At 39.4% G+C, this 24,509-nt stretch carries 24 protein-coding genes, 1 other RNA gene and 1 other annotated feature (1 of these 26 running past the window's edge); of the genes, 21 read left to right on the top strand and 4 right to left on the bottom strand.

Features of this window, described 5'->3' with window-relative positions; all coding sequences use genetic code 11:
- Nucleotides 1-144: a binding site (T-box leader), on the top strand; it begins 99 nt to the left of the window's first position.
- Between the two features lie 120 nt (nt 145-264).
- The 17 genes from hisS (at nt 265) to ACIQXI_RS02135 (ending at nt 16,642) form a co-directional block, all read left to right on the top strand.
- On the top strand, nt 265-1,530 hold the full coding sequence (gene hisS, locus ACIQXI_RS02055) for a histidine--tRNA ligase (protein WP_402921111.1): 1,266 nt from the start codon (nt 265-267) through the stop codon (nt 1,528-1,530).
- An 18-nt stretch (nt 1,531-1,548) separates the two neighbouring features.
- The gene (gene aspS / locus ACIQXI_RS02060; protein ID WP_402921113.1) at nt 1,549-3,318 is read left to right on the top strand and encodes an aspartate--tRNA ligase; all 1,770 of its coding nucleotides are present in this window, start codon (nt 1,549-1,551) and stop codon (nt 3,316-3,318) included.
- Nucleotides 3,319-3,455: 137 nt separating this feature from the next.
- Nucleotides 3,456-3,657: non-coding RNA, 6S RNA (gene ssrS / locus ACIQXI_RS02065), on the top strand.
- A gap of 377 nt (nt 3,658-4,034) precedes the next feature.
- On the top strand, nt 4,035-5,216 hold the full coding sequence (nagA, locus tag ACIQXI_RS02070; RefSeq protein WP_402921116.1) for an N-acetylglucosamine-6-phosphate deacetylase: 1,182 nt from the start codon (nt 4,035-4,037) through the stop codon (nt 5,214-5,216).
- A 16-nt stretch (nt 5,217-5,232) separates the two neighbouring features.
- Entirely contained in the window at nt 5,233-5,955 is a 723-nt protein-coding gene (locus tag ACIQXI_RS02075; RefSeq protein ID WP_402921119.1) for a GntR family transcriptional regulator, read from the top strand.
- 4 nt (nt 5,956-5,959) lie between these two features.
- Nucleotides 5,960-6,679, top strand: a complete 720-nt coding sequence (locus ACIQXI_RS02080; protein ID WP_483869714.1) for a sugar isomerase domain-containing protein — start codon at nt 5,960-5,962, stop codon at nt 6,677-6,679.
- A 17-nt stretch (nt 6,680-6,696) separates the two neighbouring features.
- The gene (locus tag ACIQXI_RS02085; RefSeq protein WP_402921124.1) at nt 6,697-6,966 is read left to right on the top strand and encodes an HPr family phosphocarrier protein; all 270 of its coding nucleotides are present in this window, start codon (nt 6,697-6,699) and stop codon (nt 6,964-6,966) included.
- The gene (gene ptsP / locus ACIQXI_RS02090; RefSeq protein WP_402921127.1) at nt 6,960-8,672 is read left to right on the top strand and encodes a phosphoenolpyruvate--protein phosphotransferase; all 1,713 of its coding nucleotides are present in this window, start codon (nt 6,960-6,962) and stop codon (nt 8,670-8,672) included. Before ACIQXI_RS02085 ends, ptsP begins: the two co-directional genes overlap by 7 nt.
- A gap of 39 nt (nt 8,673-8,711) precedes the next feature.
- Nucleotides 8,712-9,887, top strand: coding sequence for a GNAT family N-acetyltransferase (locus tag ACIQXI_RS02095; protein ID WP_402921129.1), 1,176 nt, complete (start codon nt 8,712-8,714; stop codon nt 9,885-9,887).
- A gap of 247 nt (nt 9,888-10,134) precedes the next feature.
- Nucleotides 10,135-10,446, top strand: a complete 312-nt coding sequence (locus ACIQXI_RS02100) for a PTS sugar transporter subunit IIB (protein WP_402921132.1) — start codon at nt 10,135-10,137, stop codon at nt 10,444-10,446.
- A gap of 12 nt (nt 10,447-10,458) precedes the next feature.
- Nucleotides 10,459-10,779: a PTS sugar transporter subunit IIA gene (locus tag ACIQXI_RS02105; protein WP_402921135.1), complete on the top strand. Its 321-nt coding sequence runs from the start codon at nt 10,459-10,461 to the stop codon at nt 10,777-10,779.
- Between the two features lie 36 nt (nt 10,780-10,815).
- A complete protein-coding gene (locus ACIQXI_RS02110) occupies nt 10,816-12,147 on the top strand; it encodes a PTS sugar transporter subunit IIC (protein WP_402921137.1) in 1,332 nt (443 codons plus the stop codon).
- Between the two features lie 26 nt (nt 12,148-12,173).
- Entirely contained in the window at nt 12,174-13,256 is a 1,083-nt protein-coding gene (locus ACIQXI_RS02115; RefSeq protein ID WP_402921139.1) for a DUF871 domain-containing protein, read from the top strand.
- Nucleotides 13,257-13,330: 74 nt separating this feature from the next.
- A complete protein-coding gene (locus ACIQXI_RS02120) occupies nt 13,331-14,308 on the top strand; it encodes an N-acetylglucosamine kinase (RefSeq protein ID WP_402921142.1) in 978 nt (325 codons plus the stop codon).
- Between the two features lie 168 nt (nt 14,309-14,476).
- Nucleotides 14,477-15,238: a tRNA threonylcarbamoyladenosine dehydratase gene (locus tag ACIQXI_RS02125; RefSeq protein WP_402921145.1), complete on the top strand. Its 762-nt coding sequence runs from the start codon at nt 14,477-14,479 to the stop codon at nt 15,236-15,238.
- A gap of 273 nt (nt 15,239-15,511) precedes the next feature.
- Nucleotides 15,512-15,898 carry a hypothetical protein gene (locus tag ACIQXI_RS02130; protein ID WP_402921147.1) on the top strand — a complete coding sequence of 129 codons (387 nt, stop codon included), beginning with the start codon at nt 15,512-15,514 and terminating at the stop codon, nt 15,896-15,898.
- A gap of 222 nt (nt 15,899-16,120) precedes the next feature.
- Nucleotides 16,121-16,642 (top strand): hypothetical protein, encoded by a 522-nt coding sequence (locus ACIQXI_RS02135; protein ID WP_402921149.1) that lies wholly within the window; start codon nt 16,121-16,123, stop codon nt 16,640-16,642.
- Nucleotides 16,643-17,162: 520 nt separating this feature from the next.
- Here ACIQXI_RS02135 and ACIQXI_RS02140 read toward each other — a convergent pair.
- Nucleotides 17,163-18,452, bottom strand: coding sequence for a replication-associated recombination protein A (locus ACIQXI_RS02140; RefSeq protein WP_402921151.1), 1,290 nt, complete (start codon nt 18,450-18,452; stop codon nt 17,163-17,165).
- 135 nt (nt 18,453-18,587) lie between these two features.
- Between ACIQXI_RS02140 and cymR the strand changes: the two genes are divergently transcribed.
- The 4 genes from cymR (at nt 18,588) to ACIQXI_RS02160 (ending at nt 22,200) form a co-directional block, all read left to right on the top strand.
- Nucleotides 18,588-19,007, top strand: coding sequence for a cysteine metabolism transcriptional regulator CymR (gene cymR, locus ACIQXI_RS02145; RefSeq protein ID WP_402921154.1), 420 nt, complete (start codon nt 18,588-18,590; stop codon nt 19,005-19,007).
- Between the two features lie 95 nt (nt 19,008-19,102).
- A complete protein-coding gene (locus tag ACIQXI_RS02150; RefSeq protein WP_402921157.1) occupies nt 19,103-20,248 on the top strand; it encodes a cysteine desulfurase family protein in 1,146 nt (381 codons plus the stop codon).
- Nucleotides 20,249-20,336: 88 nt separating this feature from the next.
- Nucleotides 20,337-21,461: a tRNA 2-thiouridine(34) synthase MnmA gene (mnmA, locus tag ACIQXI_RS02155; protein WP_402921160.1), complete on the top strand. Its 1,125-nt coding sequence runs from the start codon at nt 20,337-20,339 to the stop codon at nt 21,459-21,461.
- 79 nt (nt 21,462-21,540) lie between these two features.
- On the top strand, nt 21,541-22,200 hold the full coding sequence (locus tag ACIQXI_RS02160) for a tetratricopeptide repeat protein (RefSeq protein WP_402921163.1): 660 nt from the start codon (nt 21,541-21,543) through the stop codon (nt 22,198-22,200).
- 205 nt (nt 22,201-22,405) lie between these two features.
- On the opposite strand, the gene ACIQXI_RS02165 is transcribed toward ACIQXI_RS02160, so the two are convergent.
- The 3 genes from ACIQXI_RS02165 to hisA all read right to left on the bottom strand — a co-directional run bounded on the left by ACIQXI_RS02165 (nt 22,406) and on the right by hisA (nt 24,404).
- Nucleotides 22,406-23,146: a GTP pyrophosphokinase gene (locus ACIQXI_RS02165; RefSeq protein ID WP_402921166.1), complete on the bottom strand. Its 741-nt coding sequence runs from the start codon at nt 23,144-23,146 to the stop codon at nt 22,406-22,408.
- Between the two features lie 206 nt (nt 23,147-23,352).
- Nucleotides 23,353-23,640: a hypothetical protein gene (locus ACIQXI_RS02170; protein WP_402921169.1), complete on the bottom strand. Its 288-nt coding sequence runs from the start codon at nt 23,638-23,640 to the stop codon at nt 23,353-23,355.
- Nucleotides 23,637-24,404, bottom strand: coding sequence for a phosphoribosylformimino-5-aminoimidazole carboxamide ribotide isomerase (hisA, locus tag ACIQXI_RS02175; protein ID WP_402921172.1), 768 nt, complete (start codon nt 24,402-24,404; stop codon nt 23,637-23,639). The genes ACIQXI_RS02170 and hisA overlap by 4 nt, the downstream gene beginning before the upstream one ends.
- Between the last annotated feature and the right edge of the window lie 105 nt (nt 24,405-24,509).

The raw sequence follows: 24,509 nt of genomic DNA on the forward strand, positions 1-24,509 counted from the left end.
ACACTTGAGAGGCTTTTTTCTGAACAGGGATGCTTAGTAGGAAAAAACGGAATCGGCCGTTACCCGATTATGAGGAGGACGTAATATCATTTTTGCGTCAACTAGGGTGGAACCGCGGAAGCATATACAGCTCTCGTCCCTTGCAATAGTGCAAGGTGGCGAGGGCTTTTTTTGTTGGCTTTCTTTCTCAGGTACAAAGGTTGTTCACAATGCTCTTTACATATGAAGGCTGCTTCATAAGCAATTGGAAAAGGAGGTCATTACATGAGTTTTAAAGTGCCACGAGGGACACAAGATATATTGCCAGGACAATCTGAGAAATGGCAAAAAGTCGAAGCGATTATTCGTGATATATGTCGTGTTTATCGCTATAACGAAATTCGTACACCTATTTTTGAACAAACTGATTTATTTGCACGCGGTGTTGGTGAAACAACGGATGTAGTGCAAAAAGAAATGTATACATTTGAAGACCGAGGTGGTCGTTCATTAACATTGCGACCTGAAAATACAGCTGGCGTTGTACGTGCATATGTTGAGCATAAAATGTTTGGTGCACCTGATCAACCTGTAAAGCTTTCTTATTTAGGGCCAATGTTCCGTTATGAACGTCAACAAGCTGGTCGTTATCGTCAATTTGTGCAATTCGGCGTTGAAGCAATTGGCTCAGCAGATCCTGCCATCGATGCAGAAGTCATTGCATTAGCAATGGACATTTATGAATCAACAGGCTTAAAGGATTTGAAATTAGTCATTAATTCACTTGGTGATAAAATAACGCGTGATGCACACCGCACAGCGTTAATTAATCATTTTGAGCCACATATTCATGAATTCTGCTCGGATTGTCAAAATCGTTTACAAAAAAATCCACTGCGTATTTTAGATTGCAAAGTGGACCGTGAGCACCCATTAATGGCAACGGCTCCTGCTTTAACTGATTTTTTAACAGAAGATTCTGCAGCGTATTTTGCCCAAGTAAAAACGTATCTTGATACGCTAGGTATTTCTTATGAAGTAGATCCAAACTTAGTTCGCGGACTTGACTACTACAACCATACGACGTTTGAAATTATGTCAACAGCAGATGGCTTTGGCGCCATTACAACGCTTTGTGGCGGTGGTCGTTATAATGGCCTTGTAGAAGAAATTGGTGGTCCAAATGTACCGGGCATTGGCTTTGCGTTAAGTATCGAGCGTTTATTATTAGCGCTTGAAGCGGAAGCAGTGGAGCTTGATACAGAATCAGCTCTGGAAGTTTACATGATTGCCATGGGGGATGAAGCGAAGCTAAAAGCAGTAGAGCTAACAAGTTCATTCCGTGCAAAAGGTATTTCAACGGACATGGATTATTTGGATCGTAAAATGAAAGCTCAAATGAAATCTGCGGACCGCTTAGGTGCTAAATATACAATCGTCTTAGGCGAAACAGAAATAGAAGAGCAAGCAGCAACAGTAAAACATATGGCATCTGGGGAGCAACAAAAAGTGGCTTTCTCAGAATTAGTGAACTACTTATTAAATAAATGATGTTGGAGGAAATACAAAATGGCAAAAAGAACACATGCTAGTAACGAGCTTTCTGAAACGTTACAAGGCGAACACGTTGTATTAAAAGGTTGGGTGCAACGTCGTCGCGATTTAGGTGGATTAATCTTTATCGACTTACGTGACCGTACTGGTATTACACAAGTTGTCTTTAGTCCTGATGTAGCTGAAGCGCACGCTTTAGCAGATAAAGTGCGTAGCGAATACGTAATCGAAGTAGAAGGAAAAGTACTGCTTCGTTCTGAAGATCAAATCAATCCAAATGTGCCGAACGGTAAAATTGAAGTAGAAGCGACAAGCTTAATCGTTATTAATACAGCGAAGACAACACCTTTCCAAATTGAAGATCGTACAGACGTATCAGAAGATTTACGTTTAAAATATCGTTACTTAGATTTACGCCGTCCAGCGATGTTCGATACATTTAAAATGCGTTCAGACGTTACACGTACAATTCGTAACTTTTTACAAAATGAAGGCTTCCTAGAAGTTGAAACGCCGATTTTAACAAAATCTACGCCAGAAGGTGCGCGTGACTATTTAGTGCCATCACGTGTTCATGAAGGTGAGTTTTATGCATTACCACAATCACCACAATTATTTAAACAATTATTAATGGTAGCTGGATTTGAAAAGTATTTCCAAATTGCGCGTTGTTTCCGCGATGAAGACTTACGTGCTGACCGCCAACCTGAATTTACACAAGTGGATATCGAAACAAGCTTCTTAACACAAGAAGAAGTTTTAGAAATGAACGAACGTTTAATTCAAGCAGTGATGAAAGATGTAAAAGGTATTGACATTCCTGCACCGTTCCAACGCATGAAATACCAAGAAGCAATGGATCGTTATGGCTCAGATAAACCAGATGTTCGCTTCGGTTTAGAATTAGTTGCGTTAAACGATGTGTTTGATGGCTGTGATTTCAAAGTGTTCGCTGATACAGTAGCACAAGGCAAACAAGTGAAAAGTATCAACATTAAAGGCGCGGCAGATAAATACTCTCGTAAAGATATGGACGAGCTGACAAAATTCGTTGGGATTTACGGTGCAAAAGGCCTTGCTTGGTTGAAAGTAACAGAAGAAGGGCTAAATGGTCCAATCGCAAAATTCTTCGATGAAGCATTAGCGGCTGCGTTAATCGAGCGTATGGGTGCTGAAATCGGTGATATTTTAGTATTCGTAGCCGACAAAGCAGATGTCGTTGCAGCATCTCTAGGTGCTCTTCGTACAAAATTAGGTCAAGATTTAGGCTTAATCGATGAATCACAATTTGCCTTCTTATGGATTACAGACTGGCCGTTATTCGAGTACTCAGAAGAAGATGGTCGCTTCAAAGCAGCCCACCATCCATTCACACGTCCATTTGACGAAGATATCGAGTTAATGGATACAAATCCTGCTGCAGTACGTGCACAAGCTTACGATATCGTGTTAAACGGTTATGAGCTTGGCGGTGGTTCACTACGTATTTATGAGCGTGATTTACAAGAAAAAATGTTTAAACTACTTGGTTTCACGGAAGAAGAAGCACAAGCGCAATTCGGCTTCCTATTAGAAGCATTTGAATACGGCGTTCCTCCACATGCAGGTCTTGCATTTGGTCTTGACCGTTTCGTTATGTTACTTGCAGGACGTACGAATTTACGTGATACAATTGCATTCCCGAAAACGGCAAGTGCAAGTTGCTTATTAACAGATGCTCCAAGTGAGGTTTCTCCAGATCAATTAAGCGAATTGAGCTTAGCGATTAAAACATTTAAACGATAAAAACAATAAAAAATACCTAGATAATCTAGCAAAAAATGTTGGAAATCTAGGTATTTTTTGTGTTTTTTAGAAGTTATTGATTTTTTCTTAGAAATCGTTTGAATTATCAGAAATATGGTGTTATGATATCTGTAATACGAATCCTGATGTGTTTGTCTAACTGCTGACTCTATTTAACAGTTTTGACCGAACACTATATCGTCGGGAGCCATCTAATTTTGTAGTGGCAAACAAGCCCCATTGGAGAGGGACGTTTAAAGCTATAAAGCGGGCACCCACCTGCAAATTGCGGGTTCAAAACGAATGTTACATTGGCATTACGGCACAATCGGGATTCGTCCATACATAGAGTACTAGCATTACAACATATTAACAGCGTCTACTATCGATAATAGTGGTGACGGAGACTCCTGCGTGACCAGTACACCATGTAAGACGCAACGAGCCTGCGCTTGTACCGCGGGAAGCACCGCCATAGAATAAAAGAGTTAGATTGACCAAAGTCAATCTAACTCTTTTTCTTGTTTTTTGTCTAATTTTTTGCGATGCAAGCCTAGAAAACCGCAAAAAAATGTTAAATAAAAAGAAAAATAATAAAAATTGTAAAATTCACTTTTTATTTTACTACTGGCATACTATAATTGGTATAGACAACTATACCAAACTAGTTTGTCATACCTTGAAACAGTATACTTCCTAAAAATAGTACAACGGAGGTGTTCCACTTGAGCAACACATTATTAATTTCCAATGTAACAATCGTTAACTATGATGACAAGCCGTTTACCGGGGATGTATTCATAGAAGATGGCAAGATAATTAAAGTTGGCGAAGCATTATTTGATAAGGCACAACAATATATTGAGGGCAAGGGCAAAGACTGGCTATTATTCCCCGGCTATATTGATATGCATATACATGGTTCAGCAGGCCATGATGCAATGGATGCTTCACAGCAAGCGCTTCATCAGATGGCGAGTTCATTAGTACAAGAAGGGGTTACAGGCTTTCTTGCTACGACAATGACACAAGCGCCTAAAGCGATTGAAAATGCATTGGAGACCATTGCACATTTTGAAAATGGGGACGGTGAGGCACAGTTGTTAGGTGTCCATGTTGAAGGCCCTTATGTTTCAACGAAGCGAGCTGGAGCGCAGCCAATCGATTATATGATTATGCCATCTAGCGAACAGTTTGCTTCTTGGCAACAATTAAGTAACAACCGCATTAAACAAATTACCGTTGCACCTGAGCTAGAAGGTGGTATGGCATTTGTTGAAGAGCTCCATAAGCAAGGGGTAATTGTATCAATTGGACATTCAGACGCCATGCTTGAAGAAGTAGAGCAAGCAGTAGCGGCTGGTGTGAGACAGGCAACACATTTATACAATCAAATGCGACCATTCCATCATCGAGATCCAGGGGTTGTAGGTGCTGTACTCGTTGAAGATGCTGTCAAAGTGGAGATTATTGCAGATTTTGTCCATTGCCATCCAAGTGCTGTGAAACTTGCCTACAAAGTAAAAGGAGCCGAAGGAATTATTTTAATTACCGATGCGATGCGTGCGAAAGGCTTACAATATGGCGACTATGATTTAGGTGGTCAAACGGTACATGTCACAGCAAGCGGTGCCCATTTACCAAATGGCGCATTAGCTGGTAGTGTCTTAACGATGGAGCAAGCAGTGAAAAATATGAAAACGGTCACAAACTGTTCGTTGCCAGAGCTTGTAGCCATGTCCTCAGCAAATGCGGCACAACAGCTACAATTCAGTACTAAAGGCCGTATTGCAGAAGGCTATGATGCGGATGTCATTTTGTTAGATCAACATTTAAATATAGAAAAAACTATTTGTCAGGGAAAAGTTGTATTTGAGAAATGTACAGTAAACATGTGATAGGAAGGTGCAAGGCTTGTTAGATAAAAATTCTCATATACCAATTTATATACAAATAGAAGAAATCTTAAAGCAACGGATTTATTTAGAGGAATATAAAATTGGTGAAAATATTCCATCAGAACGAGAGCTTTCCGTGCAATTTGATGTTAGTAGAATGACCGTCCGTCAATCCATTACCAATTTAGTGAATAGCGGATTGCTGTATCGTGAAAAGGGCAGGGGGACGTATGTCGCTAATCCAAAATTGGAACAGCCATTAATGGGGTTAACAAGTTTCACAGAAGATATGCGTGCAAGAGGAATGGAACCGAGTAGTAAAGTACTGCGGTTTGAAAAAATTGTCCCGCCAATAGATATTGCAGGCGATCTCATGCTAGATCCGGGTGAGGAAGTATTCTTCGTGACGAGGATACGCAGTGCTAATTCAAAACCGATGGCAATTGAAAGAACCTATATTCCAGTGAAAGTATATCCTGAATTAGATGAAAAGAAAATAATGGGTTCGTTGTATGCGCTTATTGAAGCGAAATTCCATCAAAAAATCGGCAATGCTATTCAACAAATGGAAGCAGCTATTGTGGCAAAGGAAGATGGGAAGTATTTACAAATAAATAGTGCTGCACCGGTTTTAATTATTAAACGAACAAGTTATTTAGCAGATGGTGTGCCTTTCGAACTTGTGCGAAGTACTTATCGAGCTGATCGATACAAATTTATTAGTGAAATTAAAAGGTGATAAGATGCGTGCTTATTTTCATGAACTACAGAGGCTTTTAGATCTTGTGCTAGAGCAGGAAAATACGCTATTAGCAGAAGCAGCACAAATGATTGTTTCACGTCTTCAACGTGGTGGAATCGTCCAATTATTTGGGAGTGGACATTCACATCTGTTAGCGCAAGATGCCTTTTACCGTGCTGGAGGGCTTGTGCCTGTACGTCCCATTACAGTTGAACCGTTAACTTTACATGCAGGGGCTTTAACATCGTCTAAAAATGAAAAAGACCCAACAATTATAGCTAGACATAAGGATGCTTTTCATTTTGAAGAGCATGATGTTTGCATCGTTATTTCCACCTCGGGACGTAATAATGCCCCAATAGATGCGGCGTTACTAGCAAAACAGTCAGGTGTCCTTGTTATGTCTATGCAATCGCTGCAATATCGTGAGCAACGAACGCGTCATAGCAGTGGAAAGCGCTTAGAGGATGTTGTTGATATGGTCATTAACACTCATATTCCTATAGGAGATGGTCTATTGCATCATCAACAAATGCAGTATGCACCAGCTTCCACAGTGATTGGTTCTGCTATTTTGCAAGCGTTATTCAGTCAAGTTATCGAAATATTGGCTAATTGTCAGGAAGTATTGCCTGTTTTCGAAAGTAATAATGTTGAATCGAATAAGCATCACAATGAGATGATGATTGCAAACTATCAATCTCGTATTAATTTTGAGTAAATTTTGGAGGGATATCGATGAAAAAAACTTTTAAAATTACAACACCAGAAGGTTTACATGCTCGACCAACAGCGTTGCTAGTAACAGCTGTGACACCTTTTGCGTGTGATGTTCAGTTAACCTACAATGATAAGTCAGTCAATTTAAAGTCCATTATGGGAGTGATGGCGCAAGGAATCGTAACGGGAAGTACGATTACGATTACGGCGCAAGGGGAAGATGCAAAACAGCTTATGCAAACAGTGACAGATGTTATTGTAACTAAAGGGATTGGTGAGGAATGTTAGAAATTCAAGGTATTGCCGTTTCGGAAGGCATTGCATTTGCTAATGCATATTGTTTAGTTGAACCAGATTTGTCATTCGAGCAAAAGGTGATTACAGATGTAGAGGCAGAGTTGGAGCGTTTAAAAACTGCGCTAGTGCAAACGAAGGCAGATTTACAAGAAATTTTAACAAATGCTCGGAATAAATTCGGCGAGGACAAGGCGGCCATTTTTGTTGCACATTTATTATTGTTAGAAGACCCAGAAATGTTAGCAGCTATTGAAGAAAAAATTAAAACAGGCTGTAATGCGGAATATGCACTACATGAAGTATCGAATATGTTTATTGCATTGTTTGAAGGAATGGACAATGTCTATATGCAAGAGCGGGCGGCTGATATCAAAGATGTGTCGAAGCGCTTACTCGCTCATCTATTACAAGTTGAGATGCTTGATATAAGTCGCTTGTCGACAGATGTTATTATTGTAGCCGAAGATTTAACACCATCCATGACGGCACAGTTAGACCCTCAATATGTGAAAGGTTTTATCACCGATATTGGTGGTAGAACGTCGCATTCTGCTATTCTTGCGCGCTCGTTAGATATTCCAGCCATTGTTGGTGCAAAAACGGCCACACAGGTAATCAAACATGGCTCAGCTATTATTATGGATGGCGCAAATGGCAAAATCATTCTAAATGCTACACCAGAAATAACAGCATTTTATGAGCAACAGCAACAAATGCTTCAGCAAGAACGAAGCGAACTTTTGCACTATCGTACACAACCGAGCATTAGTGCAGACGGATGTCATATAGAGATTGCTGGAAATATCGGCAAGCCTGAGGATGTAGAAAAGGTCATGGATGTTGCTGGGGATGGCATAGGCTTATTCCGGACAGAGTTTTTGTATATGGGACGGCAGGAACTCCCTAACGAAGAGGAACAGTTCCATGCTTATCGAACGGTACTTGAAAAAATGCAGGGTAAGCCAACAGTCGTACGAACATTGGATATTGGTGGTGACAAACATCTTCCTTATTTACAGTTACCCGCAGAGATGAATCCTTTTTTAGGCTATAGAGCTATTCGTATTTGTTTAGACCAACAAGCAATATTTCGCACACAGTTACGTGCATTGCTAAGAGCCAGTGTGTATGGCGATTTGAAAATTATGTTCCCAATGATTGCCACGTTGGATGAATGGCGCATGGCGAAGAGAATCTTTTTAGAGGAAAAAGCGCAATTGCAAGCACAAGGCGTTGCCGTAGCTGCAACAATTGAAGTTGGCATAATGGTAGAAATTCCAGCCGCTGCGATGATTGCTGATTTATTTGCACAGGAAGTCGATTTTTTCTCCATAGGGACAAATGATTTAATTCAATATACGTTAGCAACAGATCGCATGAATGAAAATGTTTCGTATTTATATCAGCCCTATCATCCAGCTGTATTAAGGTTAATTAAAAATGTTATTGATGCTGCCCATAAACAGGGGAAATGGGTAGGGATGTGCGGAGAAATGGCAGCAGATAGTATAGCAATTCCTATATTACTCGCAATGGGCTTAGATGAGTTTTCTATGAATGCTTCTGCTATTTTGAAAACGAGAGCACACATAGCTAAACTTTCACACAAGCAGTTAGTGCCACATATGGAGCGTATTTTAATGCTAGGTACAGCCACGGATGTGGAGGCATATATCCAACAAAATGTAAGCATTTAAGTTATTTGTTTTGAATATTCTGAAAATTAGGAGGGTGTTATGGACATACGAAACGTTCCAGCAGAGGATTACCAACAAATTCATCGCTTACGAGATTATTGTTTTCCAAATAAATATAGCGGTGCACGTCGCGACGATTTTCACTATTGGATTGAACATAGCACAACATTAGGCGCCTACGACGGCGATAAGGTCGTTGGGCAACTACTTATCCTTCCGCTAAATATGACGATACATGGTGAAAATTACGACATGGGTGGGATAGGATTTGTAGCTACCTATCCGGAGTACCGTCAGCGAGGGATAATAAAAAAACTAATGACGGCCTCCCTAAAGGAAATGCGCCAACAGGGGCAAACTATTTCTGTATTAGCGCCCTTTTCAGTTTCTTTTTACCGCTATTTCGGCTGGGAATTATTTGTTGATAAGTTGCATTATGCCATTCCTCAAGCACAGTTTCCCGATTTCGGTAAACAATTAGATGTGGTGAAGCGGATGAGCTTTGAATGGCCAGATAAGACACTTTTTGAAGCAATACAAAGCTTTCATAATGAGCAAGCAAGCGTTACAAATGGCAGTATGTTACGTGACGCGGCGTGGTGGAAGCGTATTGAAAGAAGGTCGCCTGAAAGTCACTTTGCGGCATGTTATCTAGCAAGTGACATAGCGGGTTATCTACGCTATACCATTCAAGATGGCATCTTTACGATTCATGATTTAATCGCCGATAATCCAGCCGCTGAACAAGCCCTGTGGCGTTTTGTAACAGCTCATGCAGCCAGTGTCCACACGATTGAAGGCATTACGGCTAATGACCGTCATTTTGGGTTTAATTTTGCTAATCCGCAATTCCCGAAAAAAGTGATACAAGACGTTATGGTCAGAATTGTAGATGCTTTTTCTTTTATGCAACGCTATCCTTGGGCGGAATTACAACAAACTTTGTACGTACGTCTTGAGGATCACTTTTGTCCGTGGAACGAGCATATTTTCAAGATAAATAAAGATGGTCATGTGTCCATAATTGAGGCAAATTCCGAATCTGAAAAGCATATGCTAACATTACCAATCAACTTATTTTCCGCCATGATGGTTGGTTATTTAACAGTGAAAGATGCTATTACTTTTGGCAATCAAGAGCTTGCAGATGAGGTAATCAGTCATTGGAACAAAGCAATTCCGGCAAAGCAGCCAATGTTTTATGAATATTTTTAAGTGGGAAAATAAAATTTTTTTGTAGTTTTTTCTGGACTATACCAGTTGGGGTAATCCATTTATTAACAAGTATCGAAGCAATAGCCCACTTATTTCTTGAGCTAACAATCGGAATAAAATGGAGAAAAAACTATATTGTGGTATATACCAATTGGTGCTATTCTCATTATAAGAAAGCGATTTCAAGACAGTCGTCAAATTAAGAAATGGTACTAAAACAAATAAAGACAACAAAGGAGTGCTGACGATGAAAAATATTATGTTAGTGTGTGTTGCAGGGATGAGCACGAGTTTACTAGTTTCCAAAATGCAGAAGGCTGCGCAGGAACAAAATATTGAGGCTGATATTTTTGCCATAGCTGAAAGTGAGGTAGATTCCGTTTTAGCAAATAAAAAGGCGGATGTACTATTGCTTGGGCCGCAAGTTCGTTACTTAAAATCAACATTTGAAACAAAATTTAAAGAATTAAATTTCCCGATTGATGTTATCAATATGGCGGATTACGGCATGATGAACGGTGAAAATGTCTTAAAACAAGCATTGAAGCTGATTGGGTGAGGAGGCAAGTCAATGGAAGAAACAGCAATGATGCAGTCCATAATGGGATTAATTGTCCATAGTGGTAATACAAAAAGTGAATGCATGGAGGCACTTCAGCTAGCGAAAAAGGGTCAAATTGCGGAAGCAAAGGAAAAAATAAAGCAAGCAAATGAAGCATTAGTTGAAGCTCATCATTCACAAACAGCATTGTTAACGCAAGAAGCAAGGGGAGAAAAAGTGGAGGTATCCATGCTGCTAATTCATGCGCAAGATCACTTAATGAATGCCATCACATTTAGGGATCTAGCGCAAGAAATGATTGAACTGTATGAACAAATCAAAGGGGAATAACATCAATTTTTGATGTCACAATAAAAAGCAAAGGGAGTGTGTGGAATGTTCCGATTTTTAGAAGAAAAATTTGTGCCGGTCGCTGCAAGAGTTGGGAGTCAACGTCATCTAGTTGCCATTCGTGACGGTTTTATTACAATTATGCCACTGACAATTGTAGGCTCGTTAGCTGTTTTAATTAATAATTTACCAATTGATTTTTATCAAAATGCACTGGACTCCATTTGGAAGCATGAAACATGGACGCAATGGGGCGGTAATATTTGGGGTGCGACATTTGGGATTCTGTCGCTGTTACTCGCGTTCTCCATTGCTTATAACTTAGCCAAAAGTTATAACAAAGACGGTCTGTCGGCCGGGGTTATTAGTCTTTCTAGCTATATGACATTCGGTACGTTTGGAGAAGGCGGTTTAACAGGCTTAACAACTGGAACAGGCGGGATATTTATAGCCATCATTGTGTCCTTGTTATCCACTGAAGTATTTTGTAGATTATCAGGCAATAGTAAACTACTTATTAAAATGCCAGATGGTGTACCACCAGCCGTTTCGAAATCATTTGCAGCATTGCTGCCAGCAATTATTACAATTGGGGTATTCGCATTAATTCGTACAATTATTTCTGCAGGTTTTGACATTCCGGATATTGTGGGTTCATTCTACTCTACGGTTCAGGAGCCGTTTATGGGCTTAACAAATACGTGGGTTGCGGCATTAATCTTAGCTTTTATACCAGCATTCTTATGGACGCTAGGTGTTCATGGTGCGAATATTATTGATCCATTTATGCAAACGATTAATTTACCTGCAATTGATGCCAACGTTGCAGCCATTTCTGCTGGTAAAGTTGCACCTTATATCGTGAATAAGCCATTCTTTGATGCATTCGTCAATATGGGTGGATCGGGTACAACAATTGCACTTATTATCGCGATTTTCATTATTGCACGGAAAAATAAGCAATATAATACTGTTGGAAAATTATCCGCGGCACCAGGGCTCTTCAATATTAATGAGCCGTTACTATTTGGTTTACCAATCGTCTTAAATCCGATTTTATTTATACCATTTATTTTAACGCCAATGGTAAACGTAACAATTGCGTTCTTTGTAACAAAGTGGGGTTGGGTTCCTGCGGCAACTGTTGCAGCTCCTTGGACTACACCGCCGATTATTAATGGATTTTTAGTAACACAATCTTGGGCTGGAGCTGTTTTAAGTCTAGTGTTAATTGTAATATCAGTTTGTATTTACTTGCCATTCTTAGCAATGGCGAATCGAATTGCAAAACAAGAGCAAAAAAAGGCAGAGCAATCACAAGCACTACAGCCTGAAAGTATAACAGAGAATCCAAAAGTAGAAGTGTAATCGCTTAGCATTGGAGGTATTATCGATTGAGAAGGTTAGGAATTTCACTCTATCCACAGCATAGCACGCTAGAAGAAATGCAACAGTATGTGCAGCTAGCACATGAAAATGGTTTTGACCGTATTTTTACATGTCTCTTATCTTTAAATGATGACAAGGAGAAACGTAAATTACAGCAAATCAATTATTTTGCCCAACAGCTAGGCTTTGATATTTCTGCTGATATTGCACCGGCTGTTTTTACAGAGTTAGGCTTAACTTATAAAGATATTGCCTATTTTAAAGAGCACTACCATTTGGCGGCATTGCGCTTAGATATGGGGTTCTCAGGTCAAGAGGAAGCATTCATGTCATTCGATGATAGTCAATTAAAAATTGAACTCAATATTAGTAATGGCACGAAATATGTCAATAATATCGTATCCTACCAAGCGAACCGTGATCATATTATAGGCTGTCATAATTTTTATCCAAGACGATTTACAGGTTTGTCACGCCAGCATTTTATTGCCACATCGAAAAATTTTAAAGCCAATCATATCCGAACAGCGGCGATGATTTCTTCTCAACATGCACTATACGGTCCTTGGGAAAAAACCGAGCATGGTCTACCAACACTTGAAGAGCATCGCGATTTACCGATTACTGTGCAAGCAAAAGATTTATGGCATACAGGCTTAATCGATGATTGTATTATTGGCAATATGTATGCCTCGGAAGAAGAGCTAAAAGCATTGGGACAATTAAATCGTCATAAGTTGGAGCTGAAAGTTGTACCGTGTGCTGAAACGACCGTTTTAGAGGAAACTGTATTATTCAAGGAGCCACATTTCAATCGTGGGGACGTATCGGATTACGTCATTCGCAGCACGCAATCACGCGTAAAATATAAAAATGGCGAATTCCCTGTCCATGATACACACGCATTGCAACCAGGTGATGTTACAATCGATAACAATTTGGATGTACGTTATAAAGGTGAGTTGCAAATTGTATTAAAGGAAATGCCAAATGCGGGCTCTACCAATGTCGTGGCAAAAGTAGTGGAAGAAGAACGCTTCTTACTAGCGCAAATTCAACCGTGGGCGTCATTTGGTTTTACAAAATAATTGCGATAGAAAAAGGGATTAAGCCGACAACAACTTGTGCTTAATCCTTTTTCGTATAGAAAGGAGCAAATAAAATGTACGTGTTGGCGATCGATGGAGGGGGCACCAAAACATGTGCCGTAATTTGTGATGAACAGGGTACGATTTATGCTCAAGTAATGACGTCACGTAGTAATCCTACAGCAATGGATGCACATGACTTTGAGGCAACAGTTCATGACCTGTTACAAAATTTGCGGAAGCAGACGCCACACCTCTTTACGGCTATACATAGTTGCTTTGCGGGTATGGCTGGGGTCAAGGAAAAGCAAGCAGAAGGCATAGTCGAGCGTATTATTCGACAATATGTTGATACGTCGACGACCGTTGTTATTGAAAATGATGCTTTAATAGCACTCTATGCGGGTACACTGGGACAAGCAGGCATCGTGCAAATAGCTGGTACAGGAGCCATTACGATGGGCTTTAATCATCAAGGTAAGTGCAATCGTGTGGGCGGCTGGGGGTATCTTTTTGATGATGAAGGAAGCGGCTATGATTTAGGTATTCAAGCATTAAAGGCAATTTTTCAAAATTACGATCAGCGAGCACAACCTACAGCATTAACGGAAGTAATAGTACAACATTTTGCGGTTGAATGTGTGCCACAAGTAATCGAGTCGGTTTATGGGGCAGAACATCCAAGAACAGTTATTGCACCGCTTGGCAAATATGTTTTTCAGATTGCACAGCAAGGCGATGACATAGCAAAACGAATCGTGCAAGACGTTTGTGATAAATACTTCCAAGCGATAAAAACATGCTATGCCAGTATGGAGTGGGCGCAAGGGGATGTGCCAGTCGTATTAGCGGGCAGTGTTTTTGCAAATAACAAGATGATTGTGCCTCGGCTTCAACAATGCGCGTTAGTAAATCAGCTACCATTGCGTTTTATGTTACCTACATTAGAGCCGATTGGTGGGGCAGTTGTAGGGGCATTTAAAATGGCACAAATACAATTAGATAGGCAGTTTGTTCAAGCATTTCAAGCCAATCGTACGAAAATGGGCTAATTGGAATGGGAAAATATTTAATTCGAATTTTTTAGTACAACACTTGCGCGTATGTTTTTGACAATTTCCACTTGAACAATATCATGATAGAATGTAATATAGGTTTGATTTTATCTTAGTATATAACTAGGTTTACTAATAAAAATTCGATAGATGGAGTGTGTAAGGATGTTACATCAATTTTCTCGTAACGAGCTCGCGATAGGGACTGAGGGACTCGATAAATTAAAAAATACAACAGTAGCCATTCTAGGTGTCGGCGGTGTCGGCTCATTTGCAGCGGAAGCATGTGCGCGCAGTGGGATTGGTCGCATTATTTTAGTTGATAAAGATAATGTAGACATTACAAACGTCAACCGTCAATTAGTAGCGTATCTATCAACGGTCGGTAAATCAAAATCTGGTGTGATGAAAGAGCGCATTGCCGATATTAATCCAGAGTGTGAAGTCATTGATATGCACATGTTTTACACGGAAGAAACGTATGAAGAATTTTTTGCACAAGGCATCGACTATGTTATTGACGCTAGTGATACGGTTATTTATAAAATCCATATTATGAAAGAATGCTTAAAGCGTAACATCCCGATTATTTCAAGTATGGGTGCGGCCAATAAAATGGACCCAACCCGCTTTACTATTGCGGATATTTCTAAAACGCATACCGATCCATTAGCAAAAGTGATTCGTACAAAATTACGTAAAGATGGTATTCACAAAGGAGTAACTGTTGTTTTCTCTGATGAAAGCCCAATTGTCGTACGTCCAGATGTCGTAGAGCATGTCGGAAAACCTGATGCAGCTATCCGTAAAGCGAAAATGCCCCCTTCATCTAACGCTTTTGTTCCTTCTGTTGCGGGATTAATCGCCGCAAGTTGGGTCGTTAATAAAATTGTAGAAGATGTGAAAATAACGCGTGTGCAAGGCTAACACAAACGCATCCTATTTGTGCTGTTAACTAACAATTAAAAGAAGAATCTGCAAGGTTTTCCCTGGGAAAGTCGCTAGCTTGTACCAACGAATTATCGTTGTGTGACGAGCAACGCTTACTTTTTTTAAGAAAATCAGCAGATTCTTTTCTTTTAGACAAGAAAATCAGCAGTAATAATGACTAAAAATGCTTCCTTATGTTAATTGTGCGACAGTCTTGCACTTTTTCTATGTTACAATAGGGCTGTTATAAAAGGGGGGCATTCATTAATTATGGAGCAAATTTATCAAATGGAATATAGAGGATTGAATCTATTCGATGAAATTAGCACAGTGGAGTTAGCGATTGATGAGGCGAGAAAGACGATACATATTTTTGATATTGGACAAGTGGTGACACCTGTTTTTAATTTCGATGTATCTGCTTATGAACTATCTGATGGTTTTTACAAAATGGCGGATATACTGCGTCATAAAAAGATTTTAACAGAACAACAAGCGGCGACAGAGCTGACGTTAAGCCAGTGGTTAATTACAAATAATGTGTATTTTTATAGTCCAAAACAACGGATTAAAAAATATGCAAACGGTAGCATTATTGAAATAATTGATCGTGATAAAGAACAATTTTTATTTGATACTTATATACAAAGAGTTTAATTTTACCAAAAAAATTTATTCTTACGTACACAAAATGCTAATAATTCACGAAAATGCCTTATTTTTTTCATGTGCTCACTTCTTCTTTTAGTTTATTGCTATAATTTGAATAATTCCAATATATATATACAAAAGGTCGGTTTGTTTGGAATGTTCAAGTCTGCTTAGGGGAAGTAGAAATGGCGTTTGTTAAAACAAATGAGAACATGGGAGAGTGATACAATGGAAATACAAGTAATTCGTGATCATTTAGATATTGTCAAGCTTCAAGAGAAAATGAATAGTATTGTATTTGACTATTTGGATACGTCCAATAATTACAAAAAAGCTATGAGAGCTTTATCGCCTTTATATACACAAGTTATGACATTTTATAAGGAATATTTAGAGGCTAGAGCAGGTGAACTGCCAAAAGCTAATACGTATTGGCATTTGTTTATCGATTGCAGTGCCAAACTATGTTATTTTTTAGCAGCGTCTATTTATTATTCTTCAAATGAGTTACAACAAACACCTGAAAAAGTAGAACGTTTATTAACGAATGCTGCCTATTCTTTACCGAGCATTGAGCAGGAAGAAAACGAAGAGTTATTGACTGCTATTATTGCCCTGTATGACGAGGTTGTTGAAGATTCTGATAAGGTAACGACTTTAAAAAATAATGTGCTTGCTCAAAAAGGTGACGTCAAGCAATGTTTACATCAATTTAAAATGTTTGTTGAGAAAGAAATGATACATTCATAATGAGGGGTTCAACCATTGTCGAAGAACATAGCGACAATGGTTTTTTTATGTCATTTTAATGGAACCGACTCGTTAATTGATAGATTGCTGTGCTAGGTGCTCCTATTTCGATGTCTCTTCGTATAATAAGGGATTTCTAAATCGTAAAAATCCACTACGCTTTCCGCGGGCACGATGTAAGCCGCAACCGTCGCTAAGGCGCCGATAGTTGCGTCTTACATTGCGTGCGATCCCGCAGGAGTCTACGTGGATTTTTACTTAGGTTACTTGCTTGCAAGGAGGGTGCAAAAAAAGTGCTTGGCACCTGAGCAATTCCTAAGCACCCTAACAGCTTTTTAAATCGTAAAAATCCACTACGCTTTCCGCGGGCACGATGTAAGCCGCAACCGTCGCTAAGGCGCCGATAGTTGCGTCTTACATTGCGTGCGATCCCGCAGGAGTCTGTGTGGATTTTTACTTAGGAAATTATCAAATACATGGCTAGCATAGTAAATTGTTTGAGTGCCTGGCACCTTCAGCATTACTTTTTACTGTTGCGGAAAGTTTTCAGCTTGTCGTAAATGCTTGCCATTCTTTTTTCTTCTCCTGCAATTACAGGTTGATAAAACTCTGTCCCAACAAGTTCGTCGGGTAAGTATTGTTGATCTACCCAGCCGCCAAACGTACCGATGGGGCTGTTATGCGGATATTGATAGCCAACATGACCTAAATCTTTGGCCCCTTCATAATGTGCATCGCGTAAATGATGGGGAATATCGCCCGTTTTTCCGGCGTGGATACTAGCAATTGCAGCATCAATCGCCACTAAAGCTGAATTAGATTTTGAAGCAAGGCACATTTCTATAACAGCACTTGCTAAAGGGATGCGTGCTTCTGGTAATCCAAGGCGTTCGGCTGCCTGAACAGCGGCAAGCATATGCGCCCCGATTTGCGGGTTAGCAAGCCCGATATCTTCATAGGCCATGACAAGCAAACGGCGACTCACTGCAACTAAATCACCTGTTTCCAGTAAATGCGCTAAATAATATAATGCTGCATTCGTATCACTGCCTCGCACTGATTTTTGTAAGGCAGATAGTAAATTATAAAATTGTGAGCCGTTTTTATCGCCATAAACACCAATGCGGCCAATAAGGTGCTCAATAATATGATCAGCTGCGACTGTTTGTCCATTTACTTCATCGCTCGCATAATAGATTGATTCGAGTAATGTTAAAGCTTTACGTGCATCTCCATTCGCGGCTGTCGCAATATGCTCTATTTGGGAATCTATCAGTGCAAAATGATATTTTCCTAGTCCGCGTTTGTCATCTGTCAGTGCCTTTTGAATAAGTTCAACTAAATTAGCTGTTGTTAATTTCTTTAGCTGATGAATTTCCCCACAACGCGAGCGAATCGCAGGGTTTACATCATGATAAGGGTTTTCAGTTGTTGCCCCAATTAAAACAATCGAGCCATTTTCTACGTGTGGAAGTAATGTATCTTGTTGTAGTTTATTAAAACGGTGTATTTCATCTAAAAACAGTATGACTTTGCCGGAAATTCGAGCTTCTTGGACAATATCTTCAACGTCCTTTTTACCAGCCCGTGTCGCATTCAGTGCGAAAAAGGGTAGTTTAGAGCTTCCAGCTATGGCATTGGCTATAGAGGTTTTCCCTATGCCTGGCTCACCGTATAATAACATCGATGGAACATGTCCATTTTGAATCATTTTGTAAAGCGCAGTATCAGGACCGACAAAATCTTGTTGACCGATGATTTCATCTAGCGTTAATGGGCGCATCCGATATGCAAGTGGTTCATTATGCAAAAGAATATCCCCTTTCGTCCATTTGTTCTAAATGATAGTATATCATAACGTCCTAAGTGTATTTCCGAGTTCTTCAAGCGGAGATTATGATATACTGTTGGTAGTATTTTGACTAGACTAATTGAGGGTGATAAAATGAAAATTTCGACAAAGGGCCGTTACGGTCTCACGATTATGATTGAATTGGCAAAACATTATGGGGAAGGGCCAATACCACTGCGTAAAATTGCTGCTGAAAAGGAGCTGTCAGAAGCTTACTTAGAGCAACTTGTATCGCCATTGCGCAATTCAGGGTTAGTAAAAAGTGTGCGCGGTGCTTATGGTGGTTATATGCTTGCAAATCCACCAAGTGAAATCTCTGCAGCCAATGTAATCAGTGTTTTAGAAGGGCCAATTCAGCCAGTAGAGGGTATCGAAAATGAGGAAGCACCTCAACGTGAGCTTTGGCTTCGAATCCGAGATGCGGTGAAAAACGTGTTAGATACAACATCGATTGAAGATTTAGCCCAGCATACAGAAGAAAATGTAGTAGACGGCTATATGTTCTATATTTAAAATTTTTATGCTAAAGCACTTTAAAGGATAAACCATGAACAAACGGCGCTATCATTAACCGTGCTTTAGTGTTTGCGTATAAAGGAGTTTTCAACATGAATTCATACATCTATCTTGATCATGCAGCGACATCGCCAATGAATGACAAGGTAATAGACGCCATGACCTTAGCGATGCGTAATGTATATGGCAACGCGTCGAGTATTCACGGGGCAGGACGAGAGGCGCGTAAATATTTAGACAATGCGCGAGATGTTCTTGCACAATCGATAGGTGCTAAGTCAGGGGAAATTATTTTAACAAGCGGCGGTACAGAGGCAGATAATACAGCGATTATTGGAACGGTGACAGCCCGTGCTGCTGAAGGAAAGCATATCATTACAACTCAGATTGAACATCATGCGGTGTTACATACTTGTGAGAAGTTAGAGCGTGATGGATTTGAAGTGACGTATTTGCCAGTGGATACCAATGGACGAATCACGGTAGAAGCGGTGAAAGAAGCGCTTCGTGAAGATACTATTCTCGTAACCATTATGTATGGTAATAACGAAGTCGGTTCAATTCAGCCAATTGCTGAAATAGGTGAGTTGTTGCGTGAGCATAAGGCGACGTTCCATACAGATGCTGTGCAAGCTTATGGCTTAGAGACAATTAATGTTGAAGCTTTACAAGTTGATTTATTAAGTGTATCTGCCCATAAAATAAATGGGCCAAAAGGAATTGGCTTCCTTTATCAGAAAACAGGTACACCTCTTGCTAGTTATGCGCTTGGCGGTGCTCAAGAGAAAAAACGCCGTGCAGGTACTGAAAATATACCTGCTGTCATAGGCTTTGCAACCGCAGCTCAAAATGCAAGTGAGTTGCGCGATGATAAGCGAACACTGTACAATCGCTTTAAACAAATTATGCTTGAAGTCTTTACACAGGAGAAGCTAGTATTTCATGTGAACGGCGATACTGAACAAGTCCTTCCACACGTCTTGAACGTCAGCTTTGCTAATACAGAGGTAGAGTCATTTTTAGTAAACCTTGATATGGCTGGTATTTATGCATCGAGCGGTTCTGCCTGCACAGCAGGTACAATTGATCCTTCACATGTGTTAGTTGCCATGTATGGACAAGGTGCAGAGGAGTTACGTAACTCAATACGCTTTAGCTTTGGACAAGGCTTAACGGAAGAGGCTGTGCGCCAAGCAGCAGAAAAAACAGCGGCAATTGTGAAAAAGCTCGCAAAATAATTTGGCTATTTTATAATGTCAATCGATGCTTTGTTCGCGCAATGCAATATTCGGTTTAAATGAATTGAAAAAAGAAAAGGTGACCACAATGATCGAAACACGTGACCCTTCACAAATTCGTGTCGTCGTCGGCATGTCAGGTGGGGTAGACTCTTCTGTTGCTGCCTATTTATTAAAGCAACAAGGATATGAAGTTATTGGTATTTTTATGAAAAACTGGGATGATACGGACGAAAATGGCGTTTGTACAGCAACAGAAGATTATGAAGATGTAATTAAAGTATGTAATCAAATTGGCATTCCTTATTATGCAGTCAATTTTGAAAAGCAATATTGGGATAAAGTTTTCACATACTTTTTAGAAGAATATAAAGCAGGACGTACACCAAATCCAGATGTTATGTGCAATAAGGAAATTAAATTTAAAGCATTCCTAGAACATGCCATGGATCTTGGTGCTGATTATTTAGCAACAGGTCATTATGCACGCATTGATCGTAGTGCTGATGGCGAAGTCCGTATGCTCCGTGGTATTGATGACAATAAGGATCAAACATATTTCCTGAACCAATTATCACAAGAGCAATTAGCGCACGTTATGTTCCCAATCGGAGATATTGAGAAAAAAGAAGTGCGTAAGATTGCAGAAGAGGCTGGTCTTGCTACAGCTAAGAAAAAGGATTCTACAGGAATTTGCTTTATTGGAGAGCGTAATTTCAAAGAATTTTTAAGTCAATACTTACCTGCTCAGCCTGGAAAAATGGAAACAATGGATGGCGTTGTCATGGGCCAACATGATGGTTTAATGTACTATACATTAGGGCAACGACATGGCCTTGGCATAGGTGGAGACGGTGAGCCTTGGTTCGTACTTGGAAAAGATTTAGAACGCAATGTATTGCTTGTCGGACAAGGATTCCATAACGATGCATTGTATTCAACATCATTAACAGCTGTGAAAATGGGCTATACTTCGACAAAAAAATTGCCCGGGAAATTTTCATGTACTGCGAAATTCCGCTACCGCCAAACAGATACACCTGTAGAGGTAGAAATTTTAGAAGACGGTCGTACACATATTGTGTTTGCTGAACCAGTTCGTGCCATTACACCAGGACAAGCTGTTGTTTTATATGACGGAGAAGTTTGCTTAGGTGGCGGAACAATCGATGAAGTTTTTAAAAATAACGAAAAACTAACATATGTTGGATAAAATGTGAAACGACTGCAATATACTAGAATGAAAAAGCGATAAGATTTGCAGTCTTTTCGCTACATAGAGGTGAATGAATTTGGATTTTAATGAGCAGGGCATTCAGGCTTTTCAAGAGAAGCGGTATGAGGAAGCTGCACAACTATTTACCCAAGCAATTGAAGCAGAGCCGGACAATGCGATTGGTTATGTGAACTTTGGGAATTTATTAGCTGTATTAGATGATACAGAGCGAGCTGAACGTTTCTTTCAAAAGGCAATAACTGTAGATGAAACAGCTGCTACTGCGTATTATGGTTTAGCCAATTTATATTATAATGCTGAACGATATGCAGAGGCGTTAAAACTATATGAGCACGCGGTACAGCACAAAATAGCAGGTGCTGATGTCTATTATATGATGGGGAAATGTTTTGAGCGAATGGAAAATCCGAAGCTTGCATTGCCTTATTTACAACGAGCGGCTGAAATTGCGCCCGATGATACACAAATTCGCCTGGCATATGCAATCGTGCTCTGTGCATTAGAAATGTTTGAAGAAGGTAAAAAGGAATTAGATTATTTAATCGAACAGGATTGGAATAATGCAGATGCTCATTATAATTTAGGAGTTTTATATGCAGTCTCTACTGAACAAACAGAAGACGCGATGTATCATTTGAAGCAGGCATTTACGATTCAACCAGAATATGACCAAGCACGTTATATTTACGATATGATTGCCCAACGATTTAATTAAAGCTGGTGAGGCTAAACTTGAAGATATGAAACAAGGACAAAGTTGTCACCCATTCTTTCTTTTGCAAGAATAGAACTCTAGTTGATGGTAGCGAAGGCAGTGACTCCTGCGGAAAGCACCGCCGTAGCAGACATCAACGGTGTGAAAAGTGTTAGATTGATTTCAGTCAATCTAACACTTTTTCTCTTTTGTTCAGCTTGAGTCATTATTTGCTATCTTTAACTGTCTTATCAAATGTGAGCTGCGATAAATATTGTGCTAAATGGGCAATCGGTGTTGTTTCTAAAAGTGATGGCTCTTGTTCGTTGGCCTTTAAAATATTGATTTCCTTATTAAGTCGTTCCATTTTACGATCTAATTCAGCAGCTTGTAGTGCTGCTTCTTTTAATTCCATGCGAATATGTGCGGGTACCTCTTTGTTATATTTATAGTAAATTTTATGTTCAAGACTTGCCCAAAAATCCATTGCAATCGTTCGTATTTGTATTTCCGTATAGACTTTTTCCATTCGGTCAGACATAAAAATTGGAATTTTAATAATAAGGTGCAAGCTTTGATAGCCATTATCTTTCGGATAAGCAATATAATCTTTTACTTCGACGACTTCAATATCATTTTGCGCTTGCAGCATCGCACTTATTTTATAAATATCTTCGACAAAAGAGCATGTAATGCGGACGCCCGCTATATCACGAATGTTGTCGCGAATACTAGCGATGTCAGGAAGGAGCTCTTTTTTTTGCATTTTGATTAATATGCTTTTGGGTGATTTTAATCGAGTAGAGACATGTTCAATTGGATTATATTCATGAATAAGTTTAAATTCTTCTTGTAGAATATTAATTTTCGTTTCAATTTCGTTAATTGCAGATCTATAAGCCAAAAAGAAGCGAGTAAGTTCAGTTTGAAGTGTTTTATAAGTAATAGCTTCCAGTTCATTTTTCATAGTTTAATAAATCCTTTCTTTCGAAAAGTCATTCTTGCCATGTTGGCTAAAGTAGTATTGCTACATGCAAGCTTATCAAAAAGACGGGATAATGAAAAATTTGTGCTCTACTTTTACTATGCACCTCAAGTATAGTGACGATTCGCTAGTAAAAAAACACAATATTTCGAAAGATGGAGCTCTCGAAGTATTGTGTCTACGTAATGTTAAACAATAATTTTAGCATTTAAATTGTAACGCTTATTAAATTCATCAACAAATAATTGTAAGTCGATATAAGTGCCGATATAAGGCTCTGTTTCTTGATCGCGCAGAAAGCTACAAGTTGCTTTTAATGATTTAGAAAACTCCAGTAACATTTGTTCGTTATCCAATTGGATTTGTAATGATAAAGAGTCATCTAATGTATTTACTTTGAAATATTTGCCATCAATAATTCGTTCTAAATTGGTCTCTTTAAATGGAAATACATATTCATTATAAATAAGTTTCACAGTATCCCGCCTTTTTTACAATAGTGTACAACTTCTTTATATGGTAAATCTCCTCCGAAAATTGAAAGAGAGCTCCCAATTGTGACATGAAGCTTACCATTGGATATAGTTTTAAATTTTTCTAAATCGGCCAAAGACCGCACACCGCCCGCATAAGTTGTTGGAATGGATGTCCAAGCAGCTAAGTCTTGCACAAGACTTTCCTGCATACCACCTTTTTTTCCTTCTACGTCGACAGCGTGTATTAATAACTCATCACAAAATTGCTCGATATAGGCAATGGTCTTTGCGTTCACTTCAAAGTCACTAAATTTCGTCCATTTATCTGTCACAACAAACCATTTATCATCGCGCATTTTGCAACTCAAATCGATCACCAAGTGTTTTTTACCAATCGCCTGTACAAGTTGTTCTAAACGCTGTACATCTAGTTTGCCATCATGAAAAATATAAGAGGTCACAATAACATGCGAAGCACCAGCATCTATGTATTTTTTTGCGTTTTCTGAAGTAATGCCCCCCCCTACTTGTAAGCCACCAGGATAAGCAGACAAGGCGGCTAATGCGGCTTGTTCATTGCCACTGCCAAGCATAATCACATGACCACCCACTAAGTGGTCGTCAGCAAACATCTTCGCATAATAGCTCGCGTCATAATCAGAAATAAAATTTTCAATCACTGCTTGATCTGTGTGCCCTAGCGTACTTCCAACAATTTGTTTTACTTTGCCATCGTGTAAATCAATGCATGGTCTAAATTCCAATCGCTCCACATTCCTTCCAAACAACGAGTTCATAATTAATATCATAGCATGCTTAGTGTTAAAATAGCGGTAAATCATCATTTGTCAAAATTATGTTAAAAATTT

The sequence above is a fragment of the Lysinibacillus sp. NPDC097195 genome (genome assembly GCF_044762075.1).
Taxonomy (GTDB): domain Bacteria; phylum Bacillota; class Bacilli; order Bacillales_A; family Planococcaceae; genus Lysinibacillus.